The sequence below is a fragment of the Vibrio sp. 10N.286.55.E10 genome, assembly GCF_002872555.1.
GTDB lineage: Bacteria > Pseudomonadota > Gammaproteobacteria > Enterobacterales > Vibrionaceae > Vibrio > Vibrio crassostreae.
Genome location: NZ_MCSD01000059.1, coordinates 157,910 through 178,915 on the forward strand (window position 1 = coordinate 157,910; position 21,006 = coordinate 178,915).

A 21,006-nucleotide genomic window follows, 5' to 3' on the forward strand; every position below is an offset into this window, starting at 1 on the left:
AAGTCGTTTCTGCTTATTTATTAAAATTCGCAGGTTCTCTTGTTGCTTGTAATATCTCAAATTTTTGGTTTAGTTCAAGCGTTTCAACGTTAGCTTCACCAAATAGTCTTGCTAGTTTGACATCGTATCCGAGGTGTCGGTTGCCAATAACAATTAATTTGCCTCCATTGCTTAGAACATGCTTTGCATCACAGAACATTTGCCACGCAATGTGATCCGTAATCGCTTGTTGCTGATGGAATGGAGGATTACACATCACTAAGTAGGTGCTGTTTTTCTTGAAGCCATCTAAACAGTTGTTGGCGATGAACTGGAAGTTACCTTCTTCACCAAGGTTATCCTTGACGTTTTGGCGTGCTGATTCCACTGCCATAAAGCTTTCATCCACACAAGTGATACGAGCTTGTGGGTTCAATTGCCCAGCTTTTACACTCAATACACCGTTGCCACAGCCTAGGTCGATGATATGACGCAGCTCAGGATCTTGAGGGATGTGCTCTAGCATATAGCGAGCGCCTTGATCGAGTGCTTCCCCTGAGTAAACATTTGGTAAATTTTTCAGGCGGATATCTTCACCGTCCACATCCCATTCAACAAAAGGCTCTACCGTTTGAATTGGCTGGCAGTTTGGAGACGAGAATACTAAGCGGTGTTTTTTCTTCGCTAGTGATGTTTTGGTTTCGCCTAGGTACTTCTCGAACAGGTTAAGCGTAGAAGTGTGAATCTCTTTTACCTTGTTGACACCGATCACTTGGCAGCCTTCCGGCAAAGCTTGGCGTAGCTGACTCAATTGCCAGATTAGGTGACGATTTGTTTTCGGCAGCTGCATGATCACAAGATCGATACCGTGTGGGATATCATCCATTGTGTTCAAGAAGTTCACTCGGTTACTTTGATTACGCTGCAAGTTTTTCAGAGCACCACGGTGAGAGATAAATGAGTCGCTCATCATAGTGACATCATGATCTTTCGAGAACCAAGTCGATAGAGCACCGAAGCTGTCGTTCATGATCAGGATGTGTTTACCTGGTTCAAGGTTCATCTCTTCAACATGACTGATCAGGTATTCGTCGCCTGCATCCCAAGCTTGAAGGGTTTCATTTGAACGTTTAGGGAAACGATGTAAGGTCAAAGTTCTGTCGTGAAGAGTAAGTTCGGTTTTCATTGCTTGAGATACTTATGTAAGAAATAACAAAGATATTGTCTCAAATGCAGGCTGAACAAGATAGAAAAAACTCAACCAAACCTATGCCATTCGCTATGAAATACTCAGACACTCGACCTGTTAGGGTTTATACTCACCCCACGGATAATGCCAATACGTTATTAAGGAATCACAATGATCCAAGAAGTTATCGAAACAAAATTGCACAATGAGTTTTCACCAAGTCATTTAAACGTGGTCAATGAGAGCTATATGCACAATGTTCCGGCTGGTTCTGAGAGTCATTTCAAAGTGATTGTTGTCAGCGATGTGTTTGAAGGTTTGCGTCTTATTGCTCGTCATCGAGCGGTAAATAAAGCCCTTTCAGAAGAGCTGGCGAACAATATTCATGCATTGTCCATTCACACTTATACAAAAGATGAATGGATGAAGCAGCTAGATAACGTGCCAGATAGCCCGATGTGTATGGGCGGCGGTAAGTAAGAAAGCTTACGAATATAGAAGAGGTGGCGATGCCGCCTTTTTTGTCGTCAAATTCATCTGTTTTTCGTTGTTATATCACTCAAACTGATGGTAAATCGAACGGCTGAAAATACCTACAATGAGTAATGTTTTTATTAACAGTGTTTCAACATAACTCGTAAAATATTAGTTTGTGACAGAGTATTAATCTCTTGTTTAAAACACGTTTCAAAAGCCATTTTATCTGTGCGGCTCGTCAAATTTATACATATTTGAGAGTCCATATGCTTCAAATCTCACCAAATAAAGGCCGTATTCAAGTTATTGGTCATGGCATCAAGTTGTCAAAAAATGCTAGAATACGGCACCTGATAAATCTCACATAATCTTTGTGATGAGTTTATTAATGTAATGTTGCGATTTTGGTATCTCAAATATATCAAAACCGGACACTGTAATGTCGTGTCTAAGGGCGATTTTAAAACGTCCCGAATTTACGCAATTAAAAGAATCTTTTTCCCGATAAAGTAGTGCAAGTGCGTATGATTACAATAAAGAAGGGTTTGGATCTTCCTATCGCAGGAACTCCATCCCAGGTGATTAATGATGGTAAGTCCATCACTAAAGTCGCCTTGCTTGGCGAAGAGTACGTTGGTATGCGTCCTACGATGCATGCTCGCGTTGGTGATGAAGTGAAGAAAGGCCAAGTTCTTTTTGCAGATAAAAAGAACCCAGGTGTTGTATTTACTTCTCCAGCAAGCGGTAAAGTTATTGAAGTGAACCGTGGTGCTAAGCGTGTTCTTCAATCAGTAGTGATTGAAGTAGCAGGTAATGAGCAAATCACGTTCAATAGCTATGAAGCTAACCAACTAACAAGTCTTGACCGTGAAACGGTTAAAGCTCAGTTAGTTGAGTCTGGCGCATGGACCGCTTTGCGAACTCGTCCGTTCAGCAAGGTTCCAGCAGTTGATTCTGAAACTCAGGCTATTTTCGTTACTGCTATGGATACTAATCCACTAGCAGCTGAGCCAGAATTAATCATTAACGAGCAGTCTGATGCTTTCGTTGCTGGTTTAGATCTTCTTTCAACTCTGACTAACGGTAAAGTGTACGTTTGTAAAAAAGGTACTAGCTTACCTCGTTCAGCTCAGTCTAACGTTGAAGAACATGTTTTTGATGGCCCACACCCTGCAGGTCTTGCAGGCACGCATATGCATTACCTATATCCGGTAAATGCACAAAATGTAGCGTGGAGCATTAACTACCAAGATGTTATCGCATTCGGTAAGCTTTTCCTTACTGGTGAGATTTACTCTGAGCGTGTTGTTTCTCTGGCTGGTCCAGTGGTTAACAACCCACGTCTAGTTCGTACTCAAATTGGTGCTAGCCTTGAAGAGTTGACAGACAGCGAGTTAATGCCAGGCGAAGTTCGTGTGATTTCTGGTTCTGTACTTACGGGTACTGAAGCAACAGGTCCACATGCTTTCCTTGGTCGTTACCATCAGCAAGTTTCTGTTCTACGTGAAGGTCGTGATAAAGAGCTATTCGGCTGGGCTATGCCTGGTAAGAACAAGTTCTCTGTTACTCGTTCATTCCTTGGTCACCTGTTTAAAGGTCAGTTGTTCAACATGACAACGACGACAAACGGTAGTGACCGCTCAATGGTTCCAATTGGTAACTACGAGCGCGTAATGCCTCTAGATATGGAACCTACATTGCTGCTTCGTGATCTATGTGCAGGCGACATTGATAGTGCTCAAGCACTTGGTGCGCTAGAGCTAGACGAAGAAGATGTAGCATTGTGTACCTTTGTATGTCCAGGTAAGTACGAGTACGGTCAACTACTTCGTGAATGCCTAGATACGATTGAGAAGGAAGGGTAATTTTCATGGGCCTTAAAAAGTTTCTTGAAGACATCGAGCATCATTTTGAGCCAGGTGGTAAACACGAGAAGTGGTTTGCGCTTTACGAAGCAGCAGCGACAGTGTTCTACACGCCAGGTCTTATTACAAAGAAAAGCTCGCACGTTCGTGATAGCGTTGATTTAAAACGTATCATGATCATGGTTTGGTTCGCGGTATTCCCAGCAATGTTCTGGGGTATGTACAACGCGGGTGGCCAAGCTATCGCAGCACTTAACCATATGTACGCAGGCGCTGAACTAGCATCTGTTATCAGTGGTAACTGGCACTACTGGCTAACCGAAATGCTTGGCGCCTCCTTAGGAGCCGATGCAGGTGTTGGCAGCAAGATGCTACTTGGTGCGACATACTTCCTACCTATCTACGCAACGGTATTCATCGTTGGTGGTTTCTGGGAAGTTCTGTTCTGTATGGTGCGTAAGCACGAAGTAAACGAAGGCTTCTTTGTTACTTCTATCTTATTTGCGCTTATCGTTCCGCCAACACTTCCTCTATGGCAAGCAGCACTAGGTATTACCTTCGGTGTTGTAGTCGCTAAAGAGATCTTCGGTGGTACGGGTCGTAACTTCCTGAACCCTGCACTTGCTGGCCGTGCGTTCCTATTCTTTGCATACCCTGCACAGATTTCAGGTGACGTAGTTTGGACTGCTGCAGACGGTTTCTCTGGTGCAACTGCTCTTAGCCAATGGGCTCAAGGCGGCGGTAGCGCACTAATGAACGTAACATCTGGTGAAGCAATCACTTGGATGGACGCATTCATTGGTAACATCCCAGGTTCTATCGGTGAAGTATCGACTCTAGCACTTATGATCGGTGCTGCGATGATCGTATACATGCGTATCGCTTCATGGCGTATCATTGCTGGTGTAATGATCGGTATGATTGCTGTGTCTACGCTGTTTAACGTGATCGGTTCTGATACTAACGCAATGTTCAGCATGCCTTGGCACTGGCACCTAGTTCTTGGTGGCTTCGCGTTCGGTATGTTCTTCATGGCGACTGACCCAGTATCAGCTTCATTTACCAACAAAGGTAAGTGGTGGTACGGCATCCTAATCGGCGCAATGTGTGTAATGATCCGTGTAGTTAACCCTGCATACCCAGAAGGCATGATGCTTGCGATTCTATTCGCAAACCTATTTGCTCCTCTGTTTGACCACGTTGTAATCGAGAAGAACATTAAGCGGAGACTAGCGCGCTATGGCAAGTAATAACGATAGCATTAAAAAGACGCTGTTTGTTGTTATCGCATTGAGCTTAGTGTGCTCAATCATCGTTTCAACAGCTGCAGTTGTTCTTAAACCTAAGCAACAAGCTAACGCGGTTCTGGATCAGCAAACTAAGATCCTTGAAGTTGCGGGCATTGAACTTGCGGGTAACATTCCAGCACTGTACGCAGAGAACATTGAACCTCGTCTAGTTGATTTCGCTACTGGTGATTTCGTTGACGGCGATGCTGCTGCATACGACCAACGTAAAGCGGCAAAAGATCCAGCTCAGTCAATTAAGCTTTCAGCTGAAGATGACATCGCTAAGATCATTCGTCGTGCTAACACAGGTACTGTATACCTTGTGAAAGATGGCGCTGAAACTTCTAAAGTTATCATCCCTGTTCACGGTAACGGTCTATGGTCAATGATGTACGCATTCGTTGCGGTAGAAACTGATGGCAACACAGTTTCTGGTATCACTTACTACGAGCAAGGTGAAACTCCTGGACTTGGTGGTGAAGTTGAGAACCCAACTTGGCGCGCTCAATTCGTTGGTAAGAAATTATTCGACGAAAACCACAAACCTGCTATTCAGGTTGTTAAAGGTGGCGCTCCTCAAGGTTCTGAGCACGGTGTAGATGGCCTTTCTGGTGCAACACTGACTAGCGTTGGTGTTCAACATACATTTGACTTCTGGTTAGGTGATATGGGCTTTGGTCCGTTCCTAGCAAAAGTTCGTGACGGAGGTCTGAACTAATGTCTAGTGCAAAAGAAATTAAAAAGAGCATCTTAGCGCCGGTGTTGGACAACAACCCAATCGCGCTACAGGTTCTTGGTGTGTGTTCTGCTCTTGCGGTAACCACTAAGCTAGAAACAGCATTTGTTATGACTATCGCGGTAATGTTCGTTACTGCTCTGTCTAACTTCTTCGTTTCTTTGATCCGTAACCACATTCCTAACAGTGTGCGTATCATCGTTCAGATGGCAATCATCGCATCATTAGTAATCGTGGTAGACCAAGTGCTTAAAGCATACCTATACGATATCTCTAAGCAGCTATCTGTATTCGTAGGCCTAATCATTACTAACTGTATTGTAATGGGTCGTGCTGAAGCATTCGCAATGAAGTCTGCGCCAATCCCATCTCTAATCGATGGTCTTGGTAACGGTCTTGGTTACGGTTTCGTTCTTATCACTGTTGGTTTCTTCCGTGAGCTTCTAGGCTCTGGCAAACTATTTGGTATGGAAGTACTACCTCTAGTGAGCAACGGTGGTTGGTATCAGCCAAATGGCTTGATGCTTCTAGCACCTTCTGCATTCTTCCTAATTGGTTTCTTGATTTGGGCAATTCGTGTGTTCAAACCAGAACAAGTAGAAGCGAAGGGGTAAGGTAGTCATGGAACATTATATTAGTCTGCTAGTTAAATCGATTTTCATCGAAAACATGGCGCTTTCTTTCTTCCTAGGTATGTGTACATTCCTAGCGGTATCTAAGAAAGTTAAAACTTCTTTTGGTCTTGGTGTTGCGGTAGTTGTAGTACTTACAATCGCTGTTCCTGTAAACAACCTTGTTTACACACACATCCTGAAAGAAAACGCGCTTGTTGAAGGTGTCGATTTAAGTTTCCTTAACTTCATCGCATTCATCGGTGTTATCGCGGCACTTGTACAAATCCTAGAGATGGTTCTAGACCGTTTCTTCCCACCTTTGTACAACGCACTAGGTATCTTCCTTCCACTGATCACAGTTAACTGTGCAATCTTTGGTGGTGTATCTTTCATGGTAACTCGTGACTACAACTTTGCGGAATCTGTTGTTTACGGCTTCGGTTCTGGTGTGGGTTGGATGTTAGCTATCGTTGCTCTTGCGGGTATCCGTGAGAAGATGAAGTACTCTGACGTACCTCCAGGTCTTCGTGGCCTTGGTATCACGTTCATTACTGTTGGTCTGATGGCGTTAGGCTTTATGTCTTTCTCTGGTGTTCAACTGTAGGGTAAGCACCCAGTAATAAGGAATAACAAATGCAAAGCATTATTCTTGGCGTAGCGATGTTTACCATTATTGTATTGGCTCTAGTACTAGTGATTCTTTTCGCTAAGTCTAAGCTAGTACCATCAGGTGACATCACTATTGCTGTAAACGGCGACCCTGAAAAGGCGATCGTTACTCAACCTGGTAGCAAGCTACTTGGTGCCCTAGCTGGCGCTGGTATCTTCGTATCTTCTGCTTGTGGTGGCGGTGGCTCTTGTGGTCAGTGTCGTGTAAAAGTTAAGTCTGGTGGTGGCGACATCCTTCCAACTGAACTTGATCACATCACAAAAGGTGAAGCTCGCGAAGGTGAACGTCTTGCATGTCAAGTTGCTATGAAAACTGACATGGAGATTGAACTAGACGAAGATATCTTTGGTGTTAAAAAGTGGGAATGTACTGTTATCTCGAATAACAACGAAGCTACTTTCATCAAAGAACTTGCTCTAGCGATCCCTGAAGGTGAAGAAGTTCCGTTCCGCGCGGGTGGTTACATTCAGATTGAAGCTGAACCACATCACGTGAAATACGCAGATTACGATATTCCTGAGGAATACCGTGGTGACTGGGATAAGTTCAACTTGTTCCGTTACGAGTCTATCGTTAAAGAGCACTCGATCCGTGCTTACTCTATGGCTTCATACCCAGAAGAGAAAGGCATCATCAAGCTTAACGTGCGTATCGCAACTCCGCCGCCAAACAACCCTGACGTAGCTCCTGGTGTGATGTCTTCATACATCTGGTCTCTTAAAGAAGGCGACAAATGTACTATTTCTGGTCCATTTGGTGAGTTCTTTGCTAAAGACACAGACAATGAAATGGTATTCATCGGTGGTGGTGCAGGTATGGCGCCAATGCGTTCACATATCTTCGACCAACTTAAGCGTCTTAACTCTACTCGTAAGATGTCTTACTGGTACGGTGCACGTTCTAAGCGTGAGATGTTCTACATTGAAGATTTCGATGGCCTAGCGGCTGCAAACGAGAACTTCGTGTGGCACTGTGCTCTGTCTGATCCTCAACCAGAGGACAACTGGGACGGTTACACAGGTTTCATCCATAACGTATTGTACGAAAACTACCTGAAGGATCACGAAGCTCCTGAAGACTGTGAGTACTACATGTGTGGTCCACCAATGATGAACGCGGCTGTTATCGGCATGCTGAAAGATCTTGGTGTAGAAGATGAAAACATCCTACTAGATGACTTCGGTGGTTAATCCATTTAAGTGATTGATATTATGGCTGACTCTCACGAGTCAGCCATTTGTTTTTCTAAGACTATTTTTGACAACATACTGGCTTATATAAGAAAGAGTAAGGCATTCAAAATACCTATTTTTTACTCTTATTTTTCCTTATATAAATCCTTAACATTAGACAGGAGTAAGCAAGTGAGAATTTGGCTTGTTGCATTAACTTCTTTGATTTTTCTTGCGGGCTGTGATCAGGCAAGAGAGCAAGTGCATTTAAGTGGCCCAACAATGGGTACCAGTTACAATATTAAATATATCAATGGTGATGAATTTCCTGAATCTAATGAAGTTCATACTGAGATCGATCGTCTACTTGAAGAAGTGAATGATCAAATGTCGACTTACCGTGAAGATTCAGAGCTGAGCCGTTTCAATCAACACAAAGGTGCGGACGCATTCGAAGTATCTGAACAAACTGCTATCGTTGTGAAAGAAGCCATTCGTTTGAACGGTCTTACTGAAGGTGCGTTGGATGTTACGGTTGGCCCATTGGTTAATCTTTGGGGTTTTGGTCCTGAAGCGCGTCCGGAAGTCGTTCCATCAGATGAAGAACTTGCTGCTCGTAAAGCTAAGGTTGGTATTCACCACTTGAGCGTTGAAGGCAACAAGCTAACTAAAGACTTGCCTAATTTGTATGTCGACCTGTCAACTATTGCAAAAGGTTGGGGCGTTGATGTTGTTGCCGATTACCTTGATTCAATTGGTATTCACAACTACATGGTAGAAGTAGGCGGTGAAATCCGTTTGAAAGGCCTAAACCGTGAAAGTGTAGGCTGGCGTATTGCCATCGAAAAGCCAAGTATTGACGAACGTAACATCCAAGAGATCATCGAGCCTGGTGATATGGCGATCGCAACGTCTGGTGACTACCGCAACTATTTTGAGCGTGATGGTGTTCGTTACTCACACATCATCAACCCAGAAACAGGAAAGCCTCTTCATCATAAAGTGGTTTCTGTGACTGTTTTAAACCCGTCTTCAATGACTGCAGACGGCTTATCTACTGGCCTTATGGTCTTAGGTGAGGAAAAAGGAATGGAAGTCGCAAACCAGCATAACATCCCAGTGTTCATGGTGGTAAAAACAGCAGATGGCTTTAAAGAAATTGCTTCTGAAGCATTTAAGCCATACTTAGGTAAATAAGGTAAGCGAGATAATTATGAATACATTTCTGATTACATTTGGTGTTTTTCTTGCAGTAATCGCAGCGATGTCAATTGGCTACATTATCCAAAAGAAAGTTGTGAAAGGTAGCTGTGGTGGCTTAGGTGCTGTTGGTATTGATAAAGTATGTAACTGCCCTGAACCTTGCGACGCGCGTAAGAAGCGTGAAGCACGTGAAGCTTACCGTGAAGAGAAGCTGGCTGAGCGCCAACAAAAAGAAGCGGCTTGGAGTAAAGACCGTATCGCTTAATGGGTGACAGTCATAAGGGGTAGAGTTATCTATGCCCTTAAATTGAAAAGCTCAAGATTATCATCTTGAGCTTTTTTGGTTTTGAGGCTTAGTCATTTATCTTGGCAGATTAACGATGGAAACAAAAACGAATGACTATTGTTCGATTTGCATGCTGTTACGCGCAAACACTAGCTGATTCCTACCTTGCTCTTTTGCCGTATAAAGAAGCTCATCAGCGGCTTTGATCTGCTCATCTAACTTGGCGTCTAAATCGGTTACGCCGATGCTAATACTGACCTTGATTCTTTGAGAGTCATGCTCAACAACATGGCTTTCAATGGCTTCTCTCATGGACTCTAAGTTGTCAACAAAGCTCTCAAATGCACCGCATGACTGAATACAAAACTCTTCACCACCGAAGCGCACAGCGACATCGTCTTTGAAATGATCTTTGATGATTTTCCCTACATCGATCAGCACGGCATCACCACCATCGTGGCCAAAGGTATCATTCACTTTCTTAAAGAAGTCGATATCCATCATCGCGATGTTTCGTTGATCGCAGCCCTTACAAGGATGATTAAACAGGTAGCGACGATTCCATAAGCCAGTAAGAGCATCCTCGTTGGCATGTCGAAATAGCTCATTGGCCGCTTCTTTCATATCAAGCAGTTGATGGATACGGCAGAAAAACTCTTCTTGGTTAAAAGGCTTGTAAAGGAAATCGTTAGCACCCGCTTTAAGGAATCGCGCTGTCATGGTGCGGTCATCGCTACCTGATAGCCCTAAAATAGCCAACTGGTTTCTATCGTGATCGCGTCGAATTTCACGGATCATCGCTATACCGTCTTTGTTCGGCATATCATGGTCTGTAACAACGAATGTAATATCGGGATCGTTATGAAGAAGCTTTAATGCTTGTTCGCCGTCTTCGGCTTGGATAGTTTGGATATATTGGTGTTCTAGAAGTTGAGCTATGTAACGGCGAACAACCGCTGAATCATCGACAACCAATGCTTTGTGGTGGCGATTATTCGAAATTCTTTGAACCAGAGGGAGTAGGTAGCTTACTGATGACATACTGTCTTTAAGTATGTAGTCAATAACGCCTTTTGCTAGGACTTGCTCTCGCAGTTGATTGTCGAACATCCCGGTAAGAACAATTATTTTCTGTTGATAGCCTAATACGAGATCAATGATCTCACCGTCTTGCCCGTCAGGTAAGCAGTAATCTAATACGGCACATAAGAAATCCGTCTCTTGTTCCAAGATGTTTTTTGCTTCTGCAATAGATTCAGCAAGTGCGACCTCATAACCGCTATTTTTAAGCTGTTGGTACAGGTAGTTGCGGAATGCTCGGCTATCTTCCACCACTAGTATTTTTTCACTCACAAGCGATCCCTACTTATAGACTAAATACTCGTTAACAATAGTATCAGAAGAGCTTATGACTATTGAAGCGAAACCTTTTTAGCTGGACTCGAGATCGTTTTAAATCTGATAAAATTTGGATTATACTGTTTATTGATACAGTTGTAAGGTCGAGTCATTCCTAGATGTGTAGCGCAGGCGAAGAGAAAATAAGAAAAATAATTCATGTCGATATGGATTGTTTTTATGCGGCTGTAGAAATGCGTGATAACCCAGCTTACCGAAATCGCCCGTTAGCTGTTGGTGGGCATGAGAAGCAACGCGGTGTTTTGAGCACATGTAATTATGAAGCCCGCAAGTTTGGTGTTCGCTCTGCAATGCCGACCGGAAAAGCGCTACAGCTTTGTCCTAATCTATTGGTTGTGCCGGGAAGAATGTCGGTCTATGTCGAGATATCTAAAAAGATCCGTGAAATCTTCTCTCGATACACGTCTGTCATAGAGCCTCTTTCCTTAGATGAAGCGTTTCTTGATGTCACCGATTCTACGCAGTGTCATGGTTCAGCAACACTTATTGCTGAGTCGATTCGCCGTGATATCTGGAATGAACTCAACCTGACCGCTTCGGCTGGCATTGCCCCGATCAAGTTCTTAGCCAAAGTTGCCTCGGATCTGAATAAGCCCAATGGTCAGTTTGTTATCCCTCCACAAGACGTACAATCAGTGATTGATGAGTTGCCACTAGAAAAGATTCCCGGTGTCGGCAAGGTGAGCATTGAAAAGCTGCATCAAGCAGGTTTCTTTACTTGTAAGGATATTAAAGAGTCTGACTATCGAGACCTCCTACTCAAGTTTGGCCGTCAAGGTGCATCACTCTGGAAGCGCAGTCATGGCATTGATGATCGAGAAGTTATCATCGAGCGCGAGCGAAAATCGGTAGGCGTAGAGCGCACCTTCACTCAAAATATTTCAACTTACGCTGAATGTTGGCAGGTAATCGAAGACAAGCTATTTCCTGAGCTCGAAACTCGCTTAGAAAAAGCCAGCCCAACTAAAGCGATCATCAAGCAGGGAATCAAACTCAAGTTCGCCGACTTTCAGCAAACCACGATTGAACATATCCACGCCTCTTTAGATCGTGAACACTTCAAAGAACTGCTAAGTGAAATACTGAAAAGACAACAGGGGCGAGAGATACGTCTGCTTGGTTTAAGCGTAATGCTGCAACCCAAAGACCAAATGCGTCAGTTGAGTTTCTTTTAGGGAAAGGCTCTGAGAGGTTCGGCTTAGAAATGTTGTTGAAAGTGTTGTTGGTATTTGAATACCGACTAGACTTCACAGCCTAATCGGTTTTTACCTAAGTATGGAAGTTGGCTTATCTAGGAAGCTGTTTAACTCGCGCTAAGGTATCACTGAACGGTTGCTGCTCTAGCTTGCCGTAACCAACCATTTTGCTGGCTTTGAGTTTGGTTGAAAGCGGGGTAGCGATTCCACATAAGAAGCGAGTAATTGCCTCGTCGGTAATCAGTTGTTGGCTAGTCGAAATAAACTCATGTATCCATGTCATCACCGTCTCATCATCGACAGGTTCAACATCAACGGTTGGTAAGATTGCCACTTCTCCTCGACATACAGAGCAATGACCGCAGTTTGCTGGCGCCTTATCATCGGCAAAGTAACTTGCAAGGCGCGAGCTTAGGCAGGTGTCGGCTTCAAAGAAGCTCAGCATCTGATTAAGACGATTGATTTCACTGTTCTCTTTTACCTTAAACAACTCAGTTAGACGCTCTGACAGCTGCATCATATCTTCTGAGGTATTGTGAATCGCATAGACATCTGTGATCTGCTTGCTTTCCAGTTCAATCCAACCTTGTTCATTGAAGTAGTCGATAGCCGCAATCACGCGCTGACGATCAGCTTGGAAATGAGTCCAAAGCGCATCGAAGTCGACTTGGCACCACACTCTTGCCTGAGGAGAGCATTGGAAAATCGCTTCGACAAATTGACGACGTTCACTTTGGAACTGTTCGGTGATTTGCTGTTTCGGGCGAATGAACTTAAATTTGTAGTCTGCGAAGTAGCTGTACTTCGGCTCAATCACACCTTCAATTTCGAGATACACCAGCAGTGTTTTTAGCGGTAACTGACGAATGTTGGATTCACGTGATAGTTGGTTAAGCATGATCTCCCATTGGTTCCAACCAGAAGCGCCAATGTTTTGATTTTCGTAGATCTCTTTTAATACTGCCTGGATCGATATGTTGTCTGGAGTATCGCCAAATACAAAGTTCTCTAGTGTGCTCAAGCCGTGTTTGTTCGCGAGCAATATACACTCAGAAGCTTGTCCATCTCGTCCCGCTCTGCCGATCTCTTGTGAGTAGTTCTCGATCGATTTTGGTAAATCAAAGTGAATCACTCGGCGAATGTTGGACTTATCTACGCCCATACCAAACGCAATGGTTGCCACGATACAGCTCACTTCATCATTCATGAATTGATGTTGAATTGCATCTCGGTTTTCAGGCTTAAGACCCGCATGGTAAGCCACGGCATTAACGCCAGCGTTTCGAAGTTGCTGAGCCACCATCTCTGCTGTTTGTTGAAGGGTGACATAAACAATAGTCGGAGCGAGAGAAGCTTGGTTGACGACATTGCTCAAGGTTTCTAGCTTGCTGGTTTGTTCGCAAGGTTGAATCGACAGGTCGAGGTTTTGACGATAGAACCCCGTAACCACAACGCGTTCCTCATCAATTTCAAACTTCGACTTCATATCTTGGATAACAGATGTCGTCGCGGTTGCTGTCAGTAACAGTACTTGAGGAATATTGAGCTGTTTCTGGTATTGAGGAAGCTTCAGGTAATCTGGTCTGAAGTTGTGTCCCCATTCTGAAATACAGTGCGCTTCATCGACCACAAGCAGTGAGATCGGCACTTGAGAGATAAACTGACGAAAGCGCTCGTTCTTCAAGCGCTCAACTGAGATCATGAGGATCTTTGTGTCACCGTTACGTACCGACTGCATGACCTGTTGTGTGGTTTGTCTGTCTTGGCTTGATTCGATGGCAGCTGCGCTAATGCCTTTACTGTGCAGGAAAGCGAGTTGGTCTTTCATCAAGGCTAACAGCGGTGATATCACTAAGGTTAAGTGCGGCAATTCTAATGCTGGTAATTGATAACACAGAGATTTACCTGAGCCTGTAGGAAATATGGCCGCAGTTGAGTGACCAGATAGAACATTATCAATGACTTGCTTTTGTCCATTACGCAGTGAGTCGAATCCGAATACTTGTTTTAGTTTCTGCTCAATCATTTATGTTCTACCTGAGTTATTAAGTGTCGTATTGATGCTAAAGCGGGCGCCTATTCATGATAGCGTCGCTTGATGAATCAAATGTCTTGCACCTGATTGTACCTAATTCTATTCTGTAGCTCCTATAGAAAAGCACCCCAATAGTATGAATAAGCCTGAGCTTCGACAAATAATCATTGAGCAACTCGAATCCCGATTGCGTATCGCACAATCTGCCACTCAACGTGCCATTGACGCCGCGACCGATGAAGAGACAGTGCCAGAACACAAGTACGACACCTTAGCTCTAGAAGCCTCGTATCTTGCCCACGGACAAGCGGTGAGAGTGCAAGAGTGTGAAGATGATATTCAGTGCTATCGAAACCTTGTATTGCGTGACAGTGAAAAAGTTACTGTGAGTAGCTATGTGGTGGTGATTGATGAGCATGACCAATATAAACACTTCTTTATGGGGCCGAGAGTTGGGGGACTGGCTGTCACGTGGAATGACAATGAAGTAGCTATCGTGACGGCAAATGCGCCTTTTGGTCAGGCGTTAATGGGTAAAGAAGTTGGCGATGAAATTGAGTTTAAGGTCGCTGATAAACAGTTTTGCTACGAAGTGGTATCGGTTGACTGAATAATTGGCTAGGGAATATAAGACGTTGCTCTGACAAAGAAGCATACACCCAAGGTATAGTAATTTGTCAGATTGATGAGAGGATGTTATGAAAAGCAATGTATTTATGAAAAACAAAATGTTTATGAAAAACAATGTATTAATCGCATCGTTAACAGCGGTAATCTCTGTCGTGAGCCTGCCAACTTTTGCTGCTCAGTGTCGAGTTGATTTGAAGAATGAATTACGAATCGATGATCAGAAAGTCGAAATTCATCAGGTAAATGGCAATAGCGCCGTGTTCGATAACAACAACGATCTCTATATTCATGGTGAGAAAGTTGAGCTTGATGCAGACCAACAAGCGGCAATTGAAAAGTATCGTGAAAGTATGAGTGAGTATTTACCTCGCGCAAAGCAAATGGCTAACGAGAGCTTAGCATTAGCCAATGACGTTATTGATGATATTGCCGCTAGCCTAGATTCGCCTGAGTCGTTTGATAATGTAAAAGAGTCAATGAAGACGTATTTTGCTGAACTTGAGGCGCGTTACTACAAAGATGGTGAGCTAGTACTACCAGCAGACAGTTTCGACTCGATGGCAAATGGCTGGTCTGAAGATTTCGAGAAGGCGAAAGAAATCTTTAACCAAGAATTTATATCTAGCGCTTTTAATGCGATGTCAGAAAAGATGAAACAAGACGGTGGCCTAAACCTGACTGAATTGGCTGACAGCATGGCTGAATTAAAGCTGAAAGTTGAAGAGCGAATGAAAGAACATGCTCAGCAAATGGAAGAAGAAGGCACTGAGTTCTGTGATTCACTTGATGAGATGGCAGAGCAAGAGCAAGAACTGCATGAAATTATTCCGAACCTAAAAGATTACCAAGTATTCACAATTTAATGTGAATCTAATGATGAATAGCAAGAGCACCGGTTGGTGCTCTTTTTGTTTGTATAAATGGAACCACGCAACGAGTATTTATCTCTATTTAATCGATTTGCTTCTCAAGCCCGCCACTTTGCTTTATTGCTTATGATTGAATGATAAGACTGGTTATTTGTTAATTTTGTGGTTCTAAATAGCGCATTGATTGTAAAAATCAGAGAATTGTTCATTTATTGGTTGTGCCTATCATTGCTTTTTATTACTGTACTTCTCAACTAGTTCACTGATTTTTAATGCGGGCAATATGGACCAACAATCTTCCTCTTCAAGAGAGCACTTTAGCTCTCGTTTAGGCTTTATTTTAGCAGCGGCTGGTGCAGCGGTTGGCTTGGGTAATATTTGGGGTTTCCCGACTCAAGTTGCCAGCAACGGTGGCGGTGCTTTCCTTTTGGTCTATTTGATCATGATCTTCGTGGTTGCTTTCCCTATGCTGGTGGTAGAGATGGCTATCGGCCGTCACGGCCAAGCAAACCCAGTTGATAGCATGCGATCTTTGACGACAAACCCTTTGGGTAAGAAAGTCGGTGAGTTTGTCGGTTGGATTGGATTGAGTGTTCCAAGTGCAGTGCTAGCCTTTTATAGCATTGTTGGCGGTTGGTTGATTTGCTTCCTAATTGGAGCTGTTGCGGATCTGATTGGTCTAGAGGCTGCTGCTGATTGGTTTAAAGGCTTCAGTGTTGAGCGCAACGTATTTGGTACCGTCGCGTTCTATGTACTGACTATCTTGATTGTACAGGGCGGTGTTAAGCAAGGTATCGAGAAGTGGTCGACTCGTTTGATGCCTGCGCTGTTTGTTTTATTTGGCTTATTGTTTGTTTACATCATGACGCAATCTGGTGCAATGGAAGGCCTAAAACATTACCTCGTTCCAGACTTTGAGAAAGTGTGGGATAGAAAACTGATTCTGGCGGCAATGGGGCAGGGTTTCTTTTCGCTCACCATTGGTGGCTGCTCAATGTTGGTTTATGGCTCTTACTTAAGTAAGAAAGAAAACCTGCCAAAAATGGCAATGAACGTTACTTTGGTTGATACTGCTGTCGCTTTTATTGCTGGACTAGTGGTGATGCCTGCAATGTTTGTTGCGATGCAAAAAGGCGTTCAAATCTACGCGGAAGACGGCTCACTATTAAGTTCTGACACGCTAGTATTCACGGTTCTGCCGTTGATGTTTGATAGTTTAGGTGTGCTTGGTCAGATCTTCGCAATTGTCTTCTTCTTACTACTAACGATTGCTGCACTGACTTCTTCTATCTCGATGCTTGAAGGCCCGGTAGCGCTAGTGAGTGAGCGTTTCAATACTAGACGAACGCCAACAAGCTGGGTGATTGGTGGTGCTATCGCGCTGTTTAGTGTGGTGATTGTTTACAACTTTGCTGCGATGTTTGGCATGGTAGCGATGATTGCAACTCAATACCTTCAACCTGTAGCGGCATTGATGTTTTGCCTGTTTGGTGGCTGGGTGTGGAGCCGAGCTTCAAAAGTGAGAGAGCTTGAGCAAGGCTGCCCTGATTTTCAACTGGGTTGGTTTGGTAAAGTTTGGCCAATGTATGTGAAATTTGTCTGCCCAATCTTGGTGGCAACGGTTATTTGGGCTTCTTTCGGATAGTGACCAGCTGACGGCTACATCATTATATTTGCTATTCAAGGCCACTCTTAATGAGTGGCTTTGTTGTTTTTAGCGGCACCAAGAAGATAGAAAAAAGGCGCTGAACATAATATTCAGCGCCTTTGTATTTTTAGTTAAGCAATCGTGATTACTTAATTTCCATACCTTGAGCTTGTAGATCTGCATGGTAAGAAGAGCGTACAAACGGGCCACACGCTGCGTGAGTGAAGCCAAGCTCTAGAGCAATCTCTTTTAGTTCATCGAACTCAGAAGGCGGCACGTAGCGTTCTACTGGTAAGTGGTGACGGCTTGGTGCTAGGTATTGGCCTAGTGTCAGCATAGTCACACCATGTTCGCGAAGGTCTTTCAGTACTTGAACGATCTCTTCTTTCGTCTCACCAAGACCCATCATCACACCTGATTTTGTTGGGATATCAGGGTGCTGTTCTTTGAATTTCTTCAGTAGATCAAGAGACCACTTGTAGTTCGCACCTGGACGCGCTTTACGGTATAGACGTGGTGCTGTCTCTAGGTTGTGGTTGAAAACATCTGGCGGGTTGTCTTTCATTAGATCAAGCGCAACATCCATACGACCGCGGAAGTCTGGAACCAGTGTTTCGATACGAATATTTGGGTTTAGCTCGCGAATCTCACGGTTACAGTCAGCAAAGTGCTGAGCACCGCCGTCACGCAAGTCATCACGGTCAACTGAAGTGATTACTACGTACTTCAGTTTCATGTCTTTAATCGTCTTAGCCAGTTTCTTCGGCTCTTCTGCTTCAGGAGCAACAGGACGACCATGGGCAACATCACAGAACGGGCAGCGACGAGTACAGATAGCGCCAAGAATCATAAACGTTGCCGTACCGTGGTTGAAACACTCGGCTAGGTTAGGGCAAGACGCTTCTTCACAAACTGAGTGCAGGTTGTTTTTGCGCATTGCTGATTTGATTTCTTGAATACGATGGCTGTCTGAAGGAAGTTTAATCTTCATCCATTCAGGCTTACGTAGAACTTCTTTCTGTTCAGCAGGCATATTCTTTACGGGAATTAATGCCATTTTGTCAGCGTCACGATATTTAACGCCTTTTTCCATTTGGATTGGTTTGCTCATGATTTTATGCTTCTGCTGTAATGTTACTGGTGGCTTGAATGTCTACTTGGTCATAGCCGAGTAGCTCTACGAGCTCTTGTATTAACTGTTGCTCAACGTTTTCCAGTTCACTTGGTCCGCCAAGTTGGCTTACCTGCGCCATTTCCATACCTTGGTAACCGCATGGGTTAATACGTAGGAATGGAGACAGGTCCATATCGACGTTAAGTGCTAGCCCGTGGAACGAGCAGCCACGTCGAATACGTAATCCGAGTGAACAGATTTTCTTGCCATCGACATAAACACCAGGAGCGTCAGGTCGGGCAGCTGAATCTATATTGTAAGCTTTCAGAGTATTGATTACGAGGTTCTCGATATGAGTAACCAAATCACGTACTCCGAATTTCTTGCGGCGGATGTTAATCAGAAAGTAAGCAACTAATTGGCCTGGGCCGTGGTAAGTCACTTGGCCACCGCGATCGCTTTGTATCACAGGGATATCACCGGCATTTAATACATGCTCAGCTTTGCCTGCTTGTCCTTGAGTGAAGACAGGGTTGTGTTCAACCAACCAAACTTGGTCTACGTCTTCTTCCGTGCGTTCGTCTGTGAACTTATGCATGGCTTTCCATACAGGTTCGTAATCCTGACGGCCTAATTTTTTTACGATTAGCTTATTTTGCAAAGCTGCACTCCCTCAAGGATTAATAAAGTGAACGCATTATAAACGCGAAACATGATTCTAACTACAGACGGACTGCAAGGTTTTTCAACTTTCTTTGTATTTATTGAAAATTAAGTTGAATGAATTTGAACTCGTTAGGGGGCTTTAAACAAAAACAGCGGCAATAAGCCGCTGTTTTTGATGTGTAATCGGAGATTACAGAACCATACGAACGATTTCGATCTCGCCCAGTTCTTTATAAAGAGTTTCTACTTGCTCGATTGAAGTCGCAGTAATATTGATAGAAACAGAGTGGTAGTTACCTTTCGCACTCGGTTTTAGTGTTGGGCTGTAGTCACCAGGAGCATGACGCTGGATCACTTCTAGCACTAGCTCTGTTAGTTCTGGCTTAGCGTGGCCCATTACTTTGTAAGTAAATGAACAAGGGAACTCTAAGAGATCTTTTAGTTTTGCATCAGAATTGATGTTCATGATTAGCTCCAAAAGGCTAGACTCTCGCAAATTGGCGAAATGTCGATAAAAAGCGTGTTCGGTCAACAGACACGAGTAATAAGGCGGAATATTACGTGTAAATATCACTGAACTCAAGATCAACAAAAGCCGCACATGGCGGCTTTTGGCTCACTAATGAGTAAATCATGAACTTACTCATTAGGTTAGCTATACAACAAGCTTAGGTTTTACTTAGAACAAACCTTTGGCTGGTTTAGAATAAACCCTTGAACAGAAGAACTAGGTAGTCCCATAGGCGGCTGAATAGGCTGCCTTGGTCTACATCTTCAAGTGCTAGTAGTGGGTATTCAGCAACGTCTTCACCGTCGACTTGGTAGAATAGTTTACCAACTACATCGCCTTTGCTGATTGGCGCTTCTAGCTCTTTCTCAAGTACGAAGCTTGCTTTTAGGTTCTTAGCTTGGCCACGAGGTAGAGTTACGAAAGTATCTTCATCGACACCTAGCGCAACTGTGTCCTTGCTACCCATCCAGATTTTCTCTTCTACGAAGGTTTCACCCGCTGTATGTGGCGCCACTGTTTCGAAGAAACGGAAGCCGTAGCTAAGCAGTTTTTTGCTTTCTGTTTTACGAGCATTAGCATTCTTGGTGCCCATAACTACAGCAACTAGGCGCATTTTGCCTTCGGTCGCTGAGCTTACTAGGCTGTAACCTGCATTGCTTGTGTGGCCCGTTTTGATGCCATCAACGTTCATGCTCTTATCCCATAACAGACCGTTACGGTTGTATTGGGTGATGCCGTTGTAAGTGAATTTTTTCTGCGAGTAGATACGGTACTCATCAGGAACGTCACGAATCAGCGCCTGACCAAGTAGCGCCATATCGTAAGGCGTTGAGTATAGGTTCGGGTTGTCTAGACCGTGCACGTTAGCAAAGTGCGTGTCTTTCATACCGATAGAGCTTGCCCATGCGTTCATTAGGTCAACGAATGCATCTTCAGAGCCGGCGATGTGTTCAGCCATGGCAACACAAGCATCGTTACCTGACTGAACAATGATACCGCGGTTCAGTTCTTCAACTTTAACCGTTGTACCTACTTCAACGAACATCTTAGATGAATCTGGGAAGTTTTTAGCCCAAGCATTTTCACTGATTACAACATCGTCGTTTAAGTTGATGTTGCCACGCTCTAGCTCTTGGCCAATTACGTAGCTCGTCATCATCTTGGTTAAACTTGCTGGAGAAAGTTGAGTATTCATCTCTTTCTCTGCTAGTACTTTGCCTGAATGGTAATCCATCAGAACAAAACCTTTAGCGGCGATTTGAGGTGCATCAGGAACAACAATAGGAGCGGCGAATGACGATGTAGCTATCGTTGCAGAAAGAGCAACAGAAGTAGCAAAAATCGATTTAACAAGTTTATTAGATTTAATCATTTTGAATGCAATTATTTGGTGAACTATTCATATATTAACAGAATCACTCTGTCACACCAGAGCGCT

The 21,006-nt window shown here is 43.8% G+C and carries 20 protein-coding genes; 13 read left to right on the forward strand and 7 right to left on the reverse strand.

Annotation, left to right across the window (positions count from 1 at the left end):
- Positions 1-13: 13 nt before the first annotated feature.
- Positions 14-1,165, reverse strand: coding sequence for a methyltransferase (locus BCV39_RS20985; protein ID WP_048607983.1), 1,152 nt, complete (start codon positions 1,163-1,165; stop codon positions 14-16).
- Between the two features lie 174 nt (positions 1,166-1,339).
- Here BCV39_RS20985 and bolA point away from each other — a divergent pair, with 174 nt between their 5' ends.
- From bolA to nqrM, 9 genes are all read left to right on the forward strand, one after another.
- Positions 1,340-1,648, forward strand: a complete 309-nt coding sequence (gene bolA / locus BCV39_RS20990) for a transcriptional regulator BolA (RefSeq protein WP_017064186.1) — start codon at positions 1,340-1,342, stop codon at positions 1,646-1,648.
- Between the two features lie 521 nt (positions 1,649-2,169).
- Positions 2,170-3,510 (forward strand): Na(+)-translocating NADH-quinone reductase subunit A, encoded by a 1,341-nt coding sequence (locus tag BCV39_RS20995; protein ID WP_048657905.1) that lies wholly within the window; start codon positions 2,170-2,172, stop codon positions 3,508-3,510.
- A gap of 5 nt (positions 3,511-3,515) precedes the next feature.
- Positions 3,516-4,760, forward strand: coding sequence for an NADH:ubiquinone reductase (Na(+)-transporting) subunit B (locus BCV39_RS21000; RefSeq protein WP_017067139.1), 1,245 nt, complete (start codon positions 3,516-3,518; stop codon positions 4,758-4,760).
- A complete protein-coding gene (locus BCV39_RS21005; protein WP_004735209.1) occupies positions 4,750-5,517 on the forward strand; it encodes a Na(+)-translocating NADH-quinone reductase subunit C in 768 nt (255 codons plus the stop codon). The genes BCV39_RS21000 and BCV39_RS21005 overlap by 11 nt, the downstream gene beginning before the upstream one ends.
- A complete protein-coding gene (locus BCV39_RS21010; RefSeq protein ID WP_008223083.1) occupies positions 5,517-6,149 on the forward strand; it encodes an NADH:ubiquinone reductase (Na(+)-transporting) subunit D in 633 nt (210 codons plus the stop codon). Before BCV39_RS21005 ends, BCV39_RS21010 begins: the two co-directional genes overlap by 1 nt.
- A gap of 7 nt (positions 6,150-6,156) precedes the next feature.
- Entirely contained in the window at positions 6,157-6,753 is a 597-nt protein-coding gene (gene nqrE, locus BCV39_RS21015) for an NADH:ubiquinone reductase (Na(+)-transporting) subunit E (RefSeq protein WP_009848375.1), read from the forward strand.
- 29 nt (positions 6,754-6,782) lie between these two features.
- Complete coding sequence (nqrF, locus tag BCV39_RS21020; RefSeq protein ID WP_017631923.1) at positions 6,783-8,009, forward strand: NADH:ubiquinone reductase (Na(+)-transporting) subunit F; 1,227 nt, start codon at positions 6,783-6,785, stop codon at positions 8,007-8,009.
- A 174-nt stretch (positions 8,010-8,183) separates the two neighbouring features.
- The gene (locus tag BCV39_RS21025; protein ID WP_048657906.1) at positions 8,184-9,188 is read left to right on the forward strand and encodes an FAD:protein FMN transferase; all 1,005 of its coding nucleotides are present in this window, start codon (positions 8,184-8,186) and stop codon (positions 9,186-9,188) included.
- A gap of 16 nt (positions 9,189-9,204) precedes the next feature.
- The gene (gene nqrM, locus BCV39_RS21030) at positions 9,205-9,459 is read left to right on the forward strand and encodes a (Na+)-NQR maturation NqrM (protein ID WP_009848378.1); all 255 of its coding nucleotides are present in this window, start codon (positions 9,205-9,207) and stop codon (positions 9,457-9,459) included.
- A gap of 135 nt (positions 9,460-9,594) precedes the next feature.
- On the opposite strand, the gene BCV39_RS21035 is transcribed toward nqrM, so the two are convergent.
- Positions 9,595-10,833, reverse strand: a complete 1,239-nt coding sequence (locus BCV39_RS21035) for a response regulator (RefSeq protein ID WP_048657907.1) — start codon at positions 10,831-10,833, stop codon at positions 9,595-9,597.
- A gap of 164 nt (positions 10,834-10,997) precedes the next feature.
- On the opposite strand from BCV39_RS21035, the gene dinB reads away from it, so the two are divergent.
- On the forward strand, positions 10,998-12,074 hold the full coding sequence (gene dinB / locus BCV39_RS21040; protein ID WP_048657908.1) for a DNA polymerase IV: 1,077 nt from the start codon (positions 10,998-11,000) through the stop codon (positions 12,072-12,074).
- A 112-nt stretch (positions 12,075-12,186) separates the two neighbouring features.
- On the opposite strand, the gene BCV39_RS21045 is transcribed toward dinB, so the two are convergent.
- On the reverse strand, positions 12,187-14,121 hold the full coding sequence (locus BCV39_RS21045; RefSeq protein ID WP_102432270.1) for a RecQ family ATP-dependent DNA helicase: 1,935 nt from the start codon (positions 14,119-14,121) through the stop codon (positions 12,187-12,189).
- A 145-nt stretch (positions 14,122-14,266) separates the two neighbouring features.
- On the opposite strand from BCV39_RS21045, the gene BCV39_RS21050 reads away from it, so the two are divergent.
- The 3 genes from BCV39_RS21050 to BCV39_RS21060 all read left to right on the forward strand — a co-directional run bounded on the left by BCV39_RS21050 (position 14,267) and on the right by BCV39_RS21060 (position 17,274).
- Positions 14,267-14,740 (forward strand): GreA/GreB family elongation factor, encoded by a 474-nt coding sequence (locus tag BCV39_RS21050; protein WP_102432271.1) that lies wholly within the window; start codon positions 14,267-14,269, stop codon positions 14,738-14,740.
- Positions 14,741-14,828: 88 nt separating this feature from the next.
- Positions 14,829-15,623, forward strand: a complete 795-nt coding sequence (locus BCV39_RS21055; RefSeq protein ID WP_102432272.1) for a YggN family protein — start codon at positions 14,829-14,831, stop codon at positions 15,621-15,623.
- Between the two features lie 289 nt (positions 15,624-15,912).
- Positions 15,913-17,274: a sodium-dependent transporter gene (locus tag BCV39_RS21060; protein WP_102432273.1), complete on the forward strand. Its 1,362-nt coding sequence runs from the start codon at positions 15,913-15,915 to the stop codon at positions 17,272-17,274.
- A 148-nt stretch (positions 17,275-17,422) separates the two neighbouring features.
- On the opposite strand, the gene lipA is transcribed toward BCV39_RS21060, so the two are convergent.
- From lipA to BCV39_RS21080, 4 genes are all read right to left on the reverse strand, one after another.
- Positions 17,423-18,388 (reverse strand): lipoyl synthase, encoded by a 966-nt coding sequence (gene lipA, locus BCV39_RS21065; RefSeq protein ID WP_017059920.1) that lies wholly within the window; start codon positions 18,386-18,388, stop codon positions 17,423-17,425.
- Between the two features lie 4 nt (positions 18,389-18,392).
- On the reverse strand, positions 18,393-19,052 hold the full coding sequence (gene lipB, locus BCV39_RS21070) for a lipoyl(octanoyl) transferase LipB (protein WP_004737632.1): 660 nt from the start codon (positions 19,050-19,052) through the stop codon (positions 18,393-18,395).
- A 195-nt stretch (positions 19,053-19,247) separates the two neighbouring features.
- Positions 19,248-19,526: a DUF493 family protein YbeD gene (gene ybeD, locus BCV39_RS21075; RefSeq protein ID WP_026084358.1), complete on the reverse strand. Its 279-nt coding sequence runs from the start codon at positions 19,524-19,526 to the stop codon at positions 19,248-19,250.
- Between the two features lie 232 nt (positions 19,527-19,758).
- Positions 19,759-20,940, reverse strand: coding sequence for a serine hydrolase (locus BCV39_RS21080; RefSeq protein WP_017067140.1), 1,182 nt, complete (start codon positions 20,938-20,940; stop codon positions 19,759-19,761).
- Between the last annotated feature and the right edge of the window lie 66 nt (positions 20,941-21,006).